Origin of the sequence: Aquicoccus porphyridii (genome assembly GCF_008369105.1) — a bacterium.
Lineage (GTDB): Bacteria > Pseudomonadota > Alphaproteobacteria > Rhodobacterales > Rhodobacteraceae > Aquicoccus > Aquicoccus porphyridii.
This window is the reverse complement of record NZ_VINQ01000021.1, coordinates 1-13,380: the sequence shown is the minus strand read 5'-3', so window position 1 is coordinate 13,380 and position 13,380 is coordinate 1. Positions and strand designations below refer to the sequence as shown.

The 13,380-nt window shown below is 60.4% G+C and carries 9 protein-coding genes and 1 pseudogene; 9 read left to right on the top strand and 1 reads right to left on the bottom strand.

Annotation, left to right across the window (positions count from 1 at the left end):
• Positions 1 to 98 precede the first annotated feature (98 nt).
• The 8 genes and pseudogenes from repA (at position 99) to FLO80_RS18965 (ending at position 11,903) form a co-directional block, all read left to right on the top strand.
• Complete coding sequence (repA, locus tag FLO80_RS19000) at positions 99 to 1,283, top strand: plasmid partitioning protein RepA (RefSeq protein WP_047998272.1); 1,185 nt, start codon at positions 99 to 101, stop codon at positions 1,281 to 1,283.
• Positions 1,283 to 2,275 (top strand): plasmid partitioning protein RepB, encoded by a 993-nt coding sequence (repB, locus tag FLO80_RS18995; RefSeq protein WP_047998271.1) that lies wholly within the window; start codon positions 1,283 to 1,285, stop codon positions 2,273 to 2,275. The genes repA and repB overlap by 1 nt, the downstream gene beginning before the upstream one ends.
• A 182-nt stretch (positions 2,276 to 2,457) precedes the next feature.
• The gene (gene repC, locus FLO80_RS18990) at positions 2,458 to 3,669 is read left to right on the top strand and encodes a plasmid replication protein RepC (protein ID WP_111368982.1); all 1,212 of its coding nucleotides are present in this window, start codon (positions 2,458 to 2,460) and stop codon (positions 3,667 to 3,669) included.
• 178 nt (positions 3,670 to 3,847) lie between these two features.
• Positions 3,848 to 6,030, top strand: a pseudogene (locus FLO80_RS18985) (ParB/RepB/Spo0J family partition protein).
• Positions 6,031 to 6,129: 99 nt separating this feature from the next.
• Positions 6,130 to 6,603, top strand: coding sequence for a UCP036055 family protein (locus tag FLO80_RS18980; protein ID WP_111368981.1), 474 nt, complete (start codon positions 6,130 to 6,132; stop codon positions 6,601 to 6,603).
• A 387-nt stretch (positions 6,604 to 6,990) separates the two neighbouring features.
• On the top strand, positions 6,991 to 7,155 hold the full coding sequence (locus tag FLO80_RS22935) for a hypothetical protein (protein ID WP_188078347.1): 165 nt from the start codon (positions 6,991 to 6,993) through the stop codon (positions 7,153 to 7,155).
• A gap of 405 nt (positions 7,156 to 7,560) precedes the next feature.
• Positions 7,561 to 9,588, top strand: a complete 2,028-nt coding sequence (locus FLO80_RS18970) for an ATP-dependent nuclease (protein WP_111368977.1) — start codon at positions 7,561 to 7,563, stop codon at positions 9,586 to 9,588.
• On the top strand, positions 9,585 to 11,903 hold the full coding sequence (locus FLO80_RS18965) for an nSTAND3 domain-containing NTPase (RefSeq protein ID WP_223145509.1): 2,319 nt from the start codon (positions 9,585 to 9,587) through the stop codon (positions 11,901 to 11,903). Before FLO80_RS18970 ends, FLO80_RS18965 begins: the two co-directional genes overlap by 4 nt.
• A gap of 390 nt (positions 11,904 to 12,293) precedes the next feature.
• On the opposite strand, the gene FLO80_RS18960 is transcribed toward FLO80_RS18965, so the two are convergent.
• Complete coding sequence (locus tag FLO80_RS18960) at positions 12,294 to 12,566, bottom strand: H-NS histone family protein (RefSeq protein ID WP_111369050.1); 273 nt, start codon at positions 12,564 to 12,566, stop codon at positions 12,294 to 12,296.
• Between the two features lie 473 nt (positions 12,567 to 13,039).
• On the opposite strand from FLO80_RS18960, the gene FLO80_RS18955 reads away from it, so the two are divergent.
• Positions 13,040 to 13,380 (top strand): single-stranded DNA-binding protein (locus tag FLO80_RS18955; RefSeq protein ID WP_149187086.1); only part of this gene is annotated, 341 nt, incomplete at its 3' end.

The window sequence follows — 13,380 nt, the reverse complement described above, 5'->3', positions numbered from 1 at the left end:
CGAATCTGACTCCTCCGGCAATAGTCACGGAAAAGGGCGACTAAACGCCATAATCCGTGAACACGCCCCAGTAAGAAAAAGGGGTCGCGCGAGGGCAGATGAGCAGAGCCGATACACAGGAAGACCTGAACGCCGTGATCCGTCAGCACTCCGAGTTGCTGGCGGCGCAGCTGCATTCGCAGCGTGAGAGCCTGTTCCCGCCCGACGCATCCAAGTCTATGCGCAAATTCACCTCTGGGGAAGCTGCTGCTCTGCTGGGCGTCAACGACTCATACCTCAGAAAGCTCCACCTTGATGGCAAGGGCCCGTCGCCAGAAGTTTCATCGGGGAACCGGCGGCATTATTCGGCTGAAGATATCCATAAATTGCGGGTTTTGTTGGAGAAAACGGCTCGAAAGCCAGGAGACTACCTGCCCGGTCGTCGCGCCGGTGACCATCTGCAGATCATCGGCGTGATGAACTTCAAGGGTGGGTCCGGAAAGACGACCTCCTCGGCGCATCTTGCTCAACGGTTGGCCCTCAAGGGTTACCGTGTCCTGGCGATCGACCTTGATCCGCAGGCTTCACTTACGGCCTTGCATGGGGTTCAGCCGGAATTCGACCTTCTGGACGGCGGTACGCTCTACGATGCGATTCGTTATGAAGACCCGGTTCCGATCGCCGAGGTGATCCGCAAGACATACATCCCGAACCTCGACCTGATTCCTGGGAATCTCGAACTGATGGAGTTCGAGCACGAGACGCCACGGGCACTTTCTCGCGGCAACGCGGGTTTGTTCTTCTTCCGTGTGAAGGAGGCGCTGGCGCAGGTCGATGAGCAATATGACGTCGTCGTCATCGACTGTCCTCCGCAGCTCGGATTTTTGACCATGTCCGCGCTGTCGGCCGCGACAGGCGTTCTCGTGACGATCCATCCCGAGATGCTCGACGTGATGTCGATGAGCCAGTTTCTCAGAATGACGGCCGACCTGATGGACGTCATTGCCGACAGTGGGGCAGACATGTCGCATGACTGGATGCGGTATCTCTTGACCCGGTATGAGCCGACAGACGCACCGCAGAACCGTATCGTTGCCTTCCTGCGGACGATGTATGGCGACAAGGTCTTGAACGCGCCGATGCTCAAGTCGACGGCCATCTCGGATGCCGGTTTGACCAAGCAGACCCTTTACGAGGTCGAACGCAGCGCCTTCACTCGGACGACCTATGACCGAGCCATTGAAAGCCTGAATGCGGTCAACGACGAGATTACACAGCTCATTCAGAAGACTTGGGGGCGCTGATGACCGACAGCAAGAAAAAGCGCATGTCCATGCTCGATAGTCTGGCTGCGGCGGGGACGTCCCCTGCCCCCGGTAGCATGATGTCAAGCAATCGGGCCCTGCGGTCGGCGCGTGATGCTGTCGATGCTCACCATGTCTGGGAGCTCGATCCGGTCGAGATCCAAGACGAGCGATACTCGGACCGCCTCGATCCAAAGGATGTGCACGATCTTCGCGCGTCGATTGAACAAAACGGGCAAACTGTGCCCATCCTTGTTCGGCGCCATCCGACCGACCCCAATCGGTATCTCCTCGTCTATGGACGCCGCCGTCTTGAGGCCATTCGTGCCTCCGACAAAGTGAGCAAGGTTCGCGCCCTCATAGCTAACCTGGACGATACCGCCGCACTGCGCGCTCAAGTCTCAGAAAACACTGGTAGACGTGACCTGAGCTACATCGAGCGTGCCCTCTTCGCTCAAGAACTGCTCGATAGTGGCTTTGGCTCTCAGGCACAGATTGCCGAGGTGCTGAACGTGACCCGCTCGGCGGTATCGATGTCGGTCTCTGTTGCCAAGGCGATCGGAACTGCCTTGGCCCACGCAATCGGACCGGCTCACGGCGTCGGCCGTCCCAGATGGGAAGCACTAGCGAAAGAGCTTTCCGACAGCCGGATCGATATCGACGAACTTTCCCGGGTTGCTCTTGATGTTCGTGCCAAGACCGCCGTGAGCGAACAGGCCGACGAGGATCCTAAGGTTGATCCTTCGGTGGCGGCTTTTGAAGCCGTTGCACGGCACATAAAAAAGAGTGTGAGTCCGACGCTCGGCAAGAAGCCGAGATCGAAGACCACTGCCCTTGTCATTGATGGCACGCCAGTGGGCGCGATCAAGAGATCTGGCCGGGCGCTTCGCCTGGACCTGACGGATGTGGATGATGCCTTTGCGGAGTGGCTTGATGCCCGCGCGCAGGACGTCCTCGAAGAGCTTCACGATCGCTGGAAACGCGAGACATGAAGAGAGGCAGAGCAGCAACAAAAAGGAGGCACGGTACAGGCTAAAGAAAAGGTCCCGCAAAGCTTGCGCTCCACGAGACCCCAACTTTGATCTTAGCACTTTCAAGGTAGTGGGCCAGCGCGCAAACCGCAAGTCATATGTGATTCGCGGAACAGCTTTTCTATGCCTTCGTGAATGACATCATGGATTACACACCGATTTCGCCGTTTATGCGGCCGATCTCGTACGCCCATCTGCGCGTGGTCGAGCGTCCTGAGGCGTCTGTTCCAGGCAAGCCCGTCAACAAGTGGGAACTCCTCCGCGAGCTGTCCAAGGCGCAGGCAGCCTTTGGGGTTTCCGAGCGCGATCTGACCGTTCTTCAGGGACTTCTCAGCTTCTTTCCGGACGATGCGCTTGGCGGGAACACCGAAATGGTCGTCTTCCCATCCAACAAGGCGATCTGCGAGCGGCTGAACGGCATGCCTTGCTCGACGATGCGCCGTCACCTCGCCCGGTTGGTAGAGGCAGGCTTGCTAAAGCGGCGCGACAGCCCCAATGGGAAGCGGTATGTGCGCAAGCGTGGCGAAGATCGCGTGGCCTTCGGCTTTGACCTCTCACCGCTGCATTGCCGGGCAGAGGAGATTGCACGGGCCGCAGAGGCTGTGCGTGAGGCCGAGGACCGCGTGCGGCGACTGAGGGAGGTGGTGAGCCTCATGCGCCGCGACCTGGCCGCTCTGGCGGAATTCGGCGAGGAGATCCAGCCCGGGCTTGGCCTATGGGACCAGCTCCGCGACACGGCCGCCCTCACAGCCCGCGCTCTTCGCCGCAAGCTTTCGCTTGAGGATCTGTCGGCATTTCGGACTGAACTGAAGACCCTTCTTGACCAGGCGCGCAATGTCATTGATGGCCCTGAAACAGAAAAAATGAACACCAATGATGCCCATTTTGAGCGTCACCATCATAATTCAAACAAAGAATCTATAGATCTTGAACCTGCCTTAGAAGAAGGCGGGGCGGCGGGCGGCGCGCCTGATGATGATAGGGGTGAGCCCGTGGCTGACCTTGAAGAGCCTGACACGAGGCGGGTGCCGAAAATCCCACTCCACCTGGTAATCGCCGGCTGTCCCTCGCTCAAGACTTTCTATCAGGGCGACATTCGACACTGGCACCAACTTTTCGACGCGGCTTGTCATGTAAGGCCGGCTATGGGGATCAGTGCTTCCGCTTGGGAAGAAGCGCAACGCTGCATGGGACCAGAGCAAGCCTCGATCGTCGTCGTGGCCATGTTGGAACGTTTCTCTGACATCAGATCACCGGGTGGATACTTGCGGGCGCTGACGTCCAAGGCCGCGGCGGGCGAGTTTTCCTGCGGGCCGATGGTCATGGCGCTAATCGGACGACGGAGCGCGGCGTGATGTTCACAGCTGTGAACTCCTATCGCCTCGACCGTTCATTTGCCAAAGTTCACAGCTGTGAACTATCTCCACCGGCGCGGGAACAAAGGGTAGCGAGAGGGAAAGGAGTGTTGGTTTGAGGGTGACGGGAAGTGAGATCGGGAGAGTGGCTTCCGGCGCCCGTCGTGGAGAAGATCTGATGACCAAAGCTGTCCAGAAAATCACCATGTCCCCTTCACGGGATATCCCTTTCGACAAGCTGGTGCTGAGCCAGTCCAATGTGCGGCGCATCAAGGCTGGCGTGTCCGTCGAGGAACTGGCCGAAGACAGCGCCCGCCGCGGCCTCTTGCAGAGCCTGAGCGTGCGGCCCGTGTTGGCTGACGATGGCACCGAGACCGGCAAGTCGAGATCCCGGCCGGTGGCCGTCGGTTCCAAGCATTGTCCCTGCTGGTGAAGCATAAGTGTTTGGCAAAGACCACGCCCATTCCCTGCATCGTGCGCGATGCTGCGTCCGACATCCTGGCCGAGGATGATTCCCTTGCAGAAAACATGCATCGCGTCGCCCTGCACCCGCTCGACCAGTTCCGCGCGTTTGTGGCGCTGCGGGATAAGGGCCAGAGCGATGCAGAGATTGCTGCCGCCTTCTTCGTGACGCCACAGATCGTGAAGTAGCGCCTGAAACTCGCTTCCGTCGCCCCTGCCCTGCTTGAGGTCTATGCCGAGGATGGCATGACGCTGGAGCAGCTCATGGCCTTCACCGTGAACCCCGATCACGCGCGTCAGGTTCAGGTCTGGGATGTGATCCATTCATCCTGGAACAAGGAGCCATTCCAGATCCGGCGCATGCTGACCGAGACCTCGGTCCGAGCGTCCGACCGGCGCGCGGTCTTTGTGGGTGTTGAGGCCTACGAAGAGGCGGGCGGCACGATGCTGCATGACCTCTTTCAGGGCGATGACGATGGCTGGCTCGAGGACCCTGCCCTGCTCGATCGGCTGGTGACGGAAAAACTCCAGGCCGAGGCTGAGACGGTTGCGGTTGAGGGCTGGAAGTGGATCGAAGTCGCGCTTGACCTGCCCTACGGCTACAGCTACAGGCTGCGGTCCCTATCCGGCGATCCGGCACCGATGACGGATGAGGAAGGTGCGGCCCATGCCAAGCTGCTCGCCGAGTATCGGGCGCTGGAAGAGGAATACGCGGGTCAGGATGAGATCCCCGACAAGGTCGACACGCGGCTTGGCGTATTGGAAGCGGAGATGGAAAGGATCGAGACCCGGCCGTTGATCTTCGACGCGGAGGAGATCGGGCGGGCAGGGGCGTTCGTCACGCTCGACCGCTACGGCGCGCTGGCCGTCTATCGCGGCTATGTGCGGTCAGAGGATGAGCCTGTTGAGGAGGCAGCGGTCCAGGATGGTGCTGATCCTGCGGTGGCGGGGCAGGGGGCTGATCGTGATCTCACCGATGGCCATGGCAGTGCCGCTCATGGCGGAACCGTCATTATGTCGGGTGGCCAGCCGATCGGAGCTGACCTGCCGGAGGATGAGGATGACGGGGCGCTGAAGCCCCTGCCCGAGCGGTTGGTGATGGAGTTGACGGCCCACCGGACGCTGGCGCTGCGTGAAGCGATCGGGCGCTCGCCGGATGTCGCGCTGACGTTGCTGTTGCTGAAGCTTGTGACGGACACCTTCCGCACCTCCTCTGCTTCGGGCAGCTGCCTCGAGGCTTCGGTGCGTCAGGTCTACATGTCGGCGCAGGCGCCCGATCTCAAGGACAGCGTGGTGGCCAAGCGGGTCGACGAGCGTCACGCCGAATGGGAAGCCGATCTGCCGCTTGGCGATGATGCAGCACTCTGGGACTATCTGACGGTCCTCGACCAGGGCAGCCGTCTGGCTCTGCTGGCGCATTGCCTCAGCTTCGGCGTCAACGCGCTGCATGAGAAGGTGAACCCTTACGGGGCAGGCATCTCTGCAGGCGGTCTGACCCGGCGGATGGCGCATTCCGATCTCGTGGCGCGCGCCACAGGTCTCGATATGGTCGAGGCTGGATGGGAGCCGACGGTCGACACCTATCTCAACCGCGTGCCCAAGGCCCGCATCCTCGAGGCCGTGCGGGAGGCGAAAGGGGAGGGGACTGCCCAGCTTCTCGATCACCTGAAAAAGGGCGAGATGGCCAGTGAGGCCGAGCGCTTGCTGAAGGGCAGCGGCTGGTTGCCCGAGGTCCTGCGCCGGAACGATCTTATGGCACTGGACGGTGAGGGCCATGCCGAAGGGCAGCGGGCGGATGTCGATGCCGAAGTGGCCGACAGCGTCAGTGAGGCTGACCTTCCTGCATTCCTGACGGATGACCTGCCTGCTGAAGGCGCGTCGATGCTGGCCGCGGAATAACGTGATCCAGCGGGGGGCGGAGATTCCGCCCCCAATCACCCTATAACGTAACAATATCAATAAGATGAGTGCGATTACTCGCATTCGGAATGAGGAATCATGTCTGCAACAATCATCATCGACACTGCCCCCCTCGGGGCGCTCATTCGCTACACCGACGGCAGTCCCAAGCCACCGGCACGCTTCACCAAGAAGCTGGCGGCCTGGGAGCGTTCGAACGGTGTCGGCCGCCTTGTGAAAAAGGAACCACCCCGGCCTTACCCGACCTGGACAGCTCCCGCGTCGTTCACGCTGCATGAGGGCAACTTCTCCTCGGACGGGGTGATCCTCGTCACCATCATGCGTAGCCATTCTGCTGACAGCGCCCTCGTCTTCGAGGTGGCCGAAGAACCGAAGCCCGGGCAGGTGCGCGTGCTTCTCGACTTCGGCGGCAACACGGAGCTGCTGCATCTGGCGGAGTCCGTCACTGCGGCCGAGCTTTGGATCGCCAAGGAAGGATACCGCAACGCGCGGCTTGAAATCGTCGGCGATGAACAGGGCGAAAGGGCAGGGGGCGCGGACCTGGCCGCCTGAGCCCAACTGAAACCGAGGAGCCCGCCCAAGCGCGGGCCTCTCATCCATCACAACCCCGTCCCGCGAAGTCGCGGGGCGCCAAAGGAACCATCCCCAACGAAGGACGTCTTCAACCAAGAGCCTGCCCGGGAGGCTGGCGGTGTTAGAAGCATCAGCGGGACAACCGGCTCCAGTCGTCAGGGCACTATCCCTCGCTCGCCATTCCCTTCCTTGCCCCGAATCCTGTCTTCGAGATCAACCCGCGAGGGGTCGGACTACGGGCAGGCCCGTGCCGCCGGGCGGATTCGGACGAGCCGAACGCACCCGGTGATGTCAGCCAGTATTCGGGCCTTCGAGGTCGTGTCGCGCGGGGGATGGTCCCCCGCCTCCAAGACAGGAGCCAAACAGATGTCCCGCAAAGATGCACAAGCCTTCGCCGCCTCCCTCGCCGCCACGCTCATGGTCTCGATCGTCGTCTTCCAGGCAGGGGATGGAACCTTCGGCGCCGTCCCCGCCGATGAAATCGACGGCGACGAGGTTCAGGTGCTGGTTGAGATTGACCCGTGGGCTTAGGCCCACAGTTACCTCAGCAGGCTCACGCGGAGGCGCAGACGCGCCTCCTGCTGCGTCGTCGCGCCGGTGAGGAACTGCGGACGATCGATGGTACAGCGCCAAACGACCTGAAGCCGCAGAGGCGCCAGTCACAGCGCGACCGCCACAACGTCAGGATGATCGACGTGTTCGGCCCATAGCTGCCGATCGGCAATATCGCAGGCAGCGTCCGCTTCGCGCCGCCCCTGTCGTCGCTGCGGTGATTCTGTACCAAACTCCAATGCTGATGCTCTATCAGGTCCGAGTGAGCAGCGGCGAATGCGCCTGCATCGGTCATGCCAGCTTGCGAACTGCCGGGCCGGAAGGTTGTAAATGCTATTGCATTTGAACGGATTGAAACCGAAAGTGAGGGCACTCGGAGGAGCAATGCAGCTTGAGCGCGCGCGCATCAAAAACTTTAGATCGCTTCGAGATGTAGAAGTCGACTTCGGTGAGCATACGGCGTTCATCGGCGGCAATGGCGCTGGCAAGTCTTCGATACTAAAAGCGATCGAAAAATTTTACTCGACGTCGAAGGATTGCGACGCTGACGATTTCTTCGGGCGCGATCAGGGTCAGCCGATCGAGATTGAACTTACCTTTCATCAACTGAGCGATCGAGAGGCGGCATCATTCGAGGACCGGGTTCGCGACGGCAAGCTGGTCGTCACCCGAATCTTCGATGGTGGCGCCACAAGCGGGCGCTATCACGGTGTCGTTCCTCAAATCTCCGACTTCGTCGCGATCCGATCGCAATCTACCGCGACGCAGAAACGCGCGGCCTACAAGGCCCTGCGCGAAAACAATCCGCCCTTCGCGGATCTACCCAACGCCGGCAGCGCCGCCGCGGTTGACCAGGCGCTGCTGGATTGGGAGGCGGACCATCCCGAGCAACTGGTCCTATTGCCCGATGACGGACAGTTCTTTGGATTTCAGAATAACAGCCGCGGCAAGCTCCAGAGGCATACGAGCTTCGTGTTTGTCCCGGCTGTGCGCGAGGCATCGGCCGATGCGGCCGATGGTAAGACGAGCGTTATCGGCAAGCTGCTCGAGTTGCTGGTTCGTAGCCAAATCTTGCAGCGACCCGACGTCCAAGCCTTCAAAGCGAAGATGACGGAGGCCTATCAGGCATTGGTATCGGCGGAAAACATGCCCGAGCTTGGCACCTTGGCGGGGGCGCTCACCGCGGACCTGCGAGGCCTGTACCAAGATGCGGAGGTCGACCTCAACTGGCGGGAGATCGGAGAGATGCCGGTCCCGTTGCCGATGGCGGACGTGTTTCTCAAGGACGACGGTTTCGGTGGCCCGGTCGATAGGCAGGGGCACGGCCTACAACGCGCATTCATATTCACCCTTCTCCAACATCTGGCGCGCACGGCGGTCCCGGGAGCTGAAGATGCGGGTACCGAGGATGCCGGTGGCAGCGCTCCAGACGATCCTTCGGGGGCCGACCAGGCGCCGACATTGATCCTCGCGATTGAGGAGCCAGAGCTCTACCAGCATCCGACTAAGCAGCGGCATTTTGCCGAAGTGCTGCGCGGGCTGAGCAGCGGCACGCTTCCGGGCGCCCAAGGGCATACCCAGATCATCTTCGGCTCGCACTCGCCGATGTTCATTTCGATGGGCAAAGCCCACGAGATCCGCCTCACCCGCCGCTCAGCCTGCACTGACAGCGCGTTCAAGCAGTGCAGTTTGCAGGCCCTTGATCTCGGTATCGTGGCGCAGAAGCTCGAACGCGGCTGGGATAAACCCGCCGGCTCGTACAGCGCACAAACCTTGATGCCGCGGCTCCATATCCTTGGCGCCGAATTGGCCGAGGGATTCTTTGCGAATGGCGTCATCTTGGTCGAGGGCCGCAGCGACAAAGCGGCGCTCATGGCGACTGCACGGATGCTCGGCGTCAACTTTGAGGCGGCCGGGATCGCCATCCTTTCAGCCGAGGGTAAGTCGAACCTCGATCGTCCTTACGTCATTTTCCGGGAGTTGGGCATTCCGACCTTCCTGCTCTGGGATTGCGATCAACATCTGCCCGAATCCAAGCGCAAGCCCGCAACCGACCTTGCCTTGAGCAAGCTCGCAAGACCAGACAAAGAGTTCAATGCCGCCCCGACCGACGACCTTGTCAGCGATTGCTATGCGCATTTCGGTAAGGCGCTGGAACACCGTCTCAAGGAGGATATCAGCCCGGACATTCACGCCGCGTGCCTTGCTGCTGCCTGCGAACCCTTTGGCGTGGACCCGAACAATGACACCCAGAAAATCCCTGAAGTCGTTTATGAGACATTGCGGCGCGCCAAGGAGCAGGGTCGAGAAAGCGACATGTTAAAGAATGTTATTCGCGCAATGTGGCGCTTTTTCCACGATGAGGACCTGCCTGACCCACCGCAGGCGCAAGCGACGGTCGGCGTCGCGTGAACGTAGACAACGGCATAAGCGAGGTGTTGTCGGCCCGAGAGCGCCTCGCGCACGGCCCTTGGAGCGACCTCGCTCTACATACGATCGGTTGGCGTGCATTCCAGGATCTCTGCTCGCAGGTCTGCGAAGTGGTTCTCGGCCGTCCAGTCGAGATTTTCCGGGAAGCGCAGGATGGCGGCCAAGACGCGGTATTTCTGATACCGTCGGGACCGGATGCGCCGTCCATTGGCACTATTCAATGCAAGCACACCTCAGAAGCGGGCAAGGCACTGAGGGCGGGCGACCTATCGGTCGAGATTAAGAACGTCGAGGAGCTGGTAAAGGCCGGTCTGGCCGACACTTACGTCTTCATGACAAACATGAGCATCGACGCGCCTGTCGCCGCCGCGATGCGCGCGCGACTACGTGCGCTCGGCGTGCGCAAACCACATATCCTTGGCCGCCAGTATATCGTCCGGGTCATCAGGAGCAGTGCTCGCCTGCGCGCCCTCGTGCCACAGGTCTATGGTCTTGGCGATTTGACTTCGATCGTCGATGAGCGGATCAGCGAACAGAGCCGGGCGCTTCTCGACAGTTGGATTCCAAAGCTGCGAACTTATGTTCCGACCAAGGCCCATCGCGACGCCGTTAACGCAATCTCGGATCATGGCATTGTGCTCTTGCTCGGCAATCCGTCGAGCGGCAAATCGGCGATCGGCGCCATCGTTTCCACTATCGCATCTGAAAACTCGGATAACACAGTCCTTGCTCTCACGAGCCCGCGCGATTTCGAGGCGGGCTGGAATCCGAACGACCCGGGGCGGTTTTTCTGGATCGACGATGCGTTCGGTTCGAATGTGCTACGCGACGACTATGTCCATGACTGGGCCTCTGCGTTTTCGAAATTGCGTGCGGCAATCAAGCACGGCAATCGCTTCCTGCTGACGTCGCGCAAGCACATCTATGAGGGGGCGCGGCGGCGGCTCGGCCAGCGCAATCTCGCGCAGTTCATAGACGGAAGCGCCGTCGTCGACGTGGGCGATCTGACGTTCGACGAAAAGGCCCAGATCCTCTACAACCACATCAATTTCGGCGAACAGAGTCAGAGCTGGCGGTCGAGCGTGAAGCCACACCTGTCGGCTGTTGCCGCCGTTGACGATTTTCTTCCAGGTATTGCCGAACGACTTGGAGATCCGAACTTCACTAAGGGTCTGGCGCCACGCGAGTCCTCGCTGGTCCGCTTCATGGAAGAGCCGACCGAGCACCTTGTCGATACCGTCAACGCCTTGGACTATCAGCTACAGGCTGCCCTCATTCTGGTATACGTCCATCAGGCCGGTTTCGATCCGAGCGACCACGATGCGTTGGCTGCGCATGCGGTGGCAGAACTGACTGGCTACTCAATCACCAAGATTCAAGATAGCTTTGCAGAGTTGCAGGGGTCGTTTCTCAAGCGCTCCGGACCAAGATGGACCTTCGCACATCCGACGATCTCGGATGCCCTGACAGAGGTCATGCGGCAGAAGCCACATATGATGGCGGCGTTGATCCGAGGCGCACCGATCGACACCATTCTCGGAAGCTTCACGTGCGAGGGATCGCCGCTCATCCGGGACACGCTGGTTATCCCAACCGCACTGGATGACGCCTTGGTCGCCCGCCTCGGCGGTACGCCCGACGAGATCCAGCGGAATCGGATGCTGTTCCACTTTCTGTCCTATCGGGCCAGCGATGTGGTCTTCTCCAAGGTGGTTGAGCTGTATCCTGATTTGTTGAAGCGATCCTCCTGGCAGACCTATCCAGTCGCTAACGACCCGGAGCTTGCCACCTACGGTCGGGCAAATCGCCTGGGACTCTTGCCCGATGATTTGCGCCTAAGAGCAGCAGACAGGCTTGAATCGGCGCTGCAAAATGAGCTCGACGCCTCCTTCTTAGACGAAGAAGATATGCTCGGGCTTTTGTCTCCGTTACGTTTGGTCAGCATGGGTATGGGATTGCGGACCACGGTCTTGCCAACCCTTGAAGATCGGATCGACGAGATTACGGTGGATGCTGATCTCGATGACGAACCTGATAGCCATTTCGAAAGAATGCTCGACCTTCTGGATCGCGTGGAGGCTATTGGGGTCGACGCCGACGCCGCCGACTTAATCGACGAAACTCGCGACTTGGTCAGACACTCGGTTGAGGCGATCGAAGAGCGCAAGCGCGAGCGGGATGAAGAGGACGAAAATAATACGGACTGGACTCACATCGTAACCCAAGAGAAGGAAAAAGCGCGCGTAATGCCCGTGCCCGCGGCGACGCGATCGAGGTTCGACGACATTGATAAATAGGGCCGATCAGTCCTGAGCGTTGATTGACGCACTGCCAACTGCGTGACTTTATTCAAGCTATCTCCGGCCGTCAGAGCACGCCACAGCACAATCGGCCAGGCCACCTATGCGATTTAGCGGCTTAGTTGCACTGAGCGGTTCATCGTTGAAAATCCGCTTGTCTGGGTATCTTCTCGGCATCTGCCAACGCACAATCGGCACTGAAGCTGCCATCCGTCTATGATGCAGCGAAGGACCGCTCTCCGCCCGCTCTCTCACGGTCGCTCGAAGGTGCTAGCTACACTGAGCGCCCAGATTGGGCCGCTCCTGTCCTGCGCTGGCGCCAGGCCCGAATGAATGGGTCGGGCAACGATCCGCCTCGGACTCTTTAGCCACAGGGTTGGTGATCCTTCAGCGAATTTCCAGATCACCAGCAGTTGTGCCAGCAGCCAGCGCGTCTACGAACCACTGCGGTTTACGCCCGCGACCAGACCAGGTGACGGCCGGGTTCTCAGGGTGCTGGTATTTTGGTGCGACTGGAGCGCGCTTGGCCTTGCTATCTGTCCCGACCAGTTCCGTCAGGGAGTAGCCCATTTCTCTGGCCACAGCTTCTACCTTGGTGCGGGCTTCCGCCTTCTGTCGATCCTCAAAGGTGGAGATCGCCTTGGCGATGTCCTTCTGCATTTTCTTCAGCTCGGGAAGCAACAACGCCTCGAGATCGTAATCAGCCGTGCTATGCCTCGTGTCCTTAATGTTCCGGTATCGATAGCCCGTCGCAGCATGGCCCTGCAACTCCTGCCAGGCAAGGCGAGGGGTGGCGGGAGCCGGTGATCGTCATTTTTGCCGCCAGTGGGGTGCTTGGCTTGAGTTCAGGCAGTCCCGAATGGCAAGATGACAGGGTCTGGCATGGGCTCCCCGCGCCTCTCTGGCTTCTGGTCCATCCCTTCGACTGACAATCCCCTAATCCCGTTCGGGCTCTCGCGCGCAACCCCGCGTCAGCCCGGGCCGTGTTGCCCCTTTGGGGCTGCCCGCTCCACCCCCGGTCCTTTGGGGGTTTCCGGTGTCCATGCTGTCCACCGTGCACGCATCACCCGGCGGGCTTTTTCAGGGTCTTGTCGAAGGGACGGTCCCGAAGACAGGAAACACAGGAGCTAATCATGCAAAACATCGTCATCCTCGCCGGCAACATCGGTCAAAAACCCGAAACCCGCACCACCCAAGGCGGCACCAACATCACCAACTTCAGCCTCGCCACCTCACGCCCCCGCCTCTCGGAAGGTCGCGTCCTGCGCGACGAGAACGGCTACCGGATCATGGACACCGAATGGCACCGCATCACCTGCTTCAACGGTCTTGGCAAGACGGTCGCCGAGCATTGCGAAAAGGGCATGAAGGTCCTCGTCCACGGCCGCATCCACTACAGCAAGTGGATCGACAGCATGGGCAACGACCGCTACGGCTGCGAGATCATCGCCGAGAAGGTCGACTTCCTGAGCCG

Coding starts and splice junctions, on each gene's coding strand:
- repA (WP_047998272.1), top strand. CDS start 99: ATGAGCAGAGCCGATACACAGGAAGACCTGAACGCCGTGATCCGTCAG.
- repB (WP_047998271.1), top strand. CDS start 1,283: ATGACCGACAGCAAGAAAAAGCGCATGTCCATGCTCGATAGTCTGGCT.
- repC (WP_111368982.1), top strand. CDS start 2,458: ATGGATTACACACCGATTTCGCCGTTTATGCGGCCGATCTCGTACGCC.
- FLO80_RS18980 (WP_111368981.1), top strand. CDS start 6,130: ATGTCTGCAACAATCATCATCGACACTGCCCCCCTCGGGGCGCTCATT.
- FLO80_RS22935 (WP_188078347.1), top strand. CDS start 6,991: ATGTCCCGCAAAGATGCACAAGCCTTCGCCGCCTCCCTCGCCGCCACG.
- FLO80_RS18970 (WP_111368977.1), top strand. CDS start 7,561: ATGCAGCTTGAGCGCGCGCGCATCAAAAACTTTAGATCGCTTCGAGAT.
- FLO80_RS18960 (WP_111369050.1), bottom strand. CDS start 12,566: ATGCAGAAGGACATCGCCAAGGCGATCTCCACCTTTGAGGATCGACAG.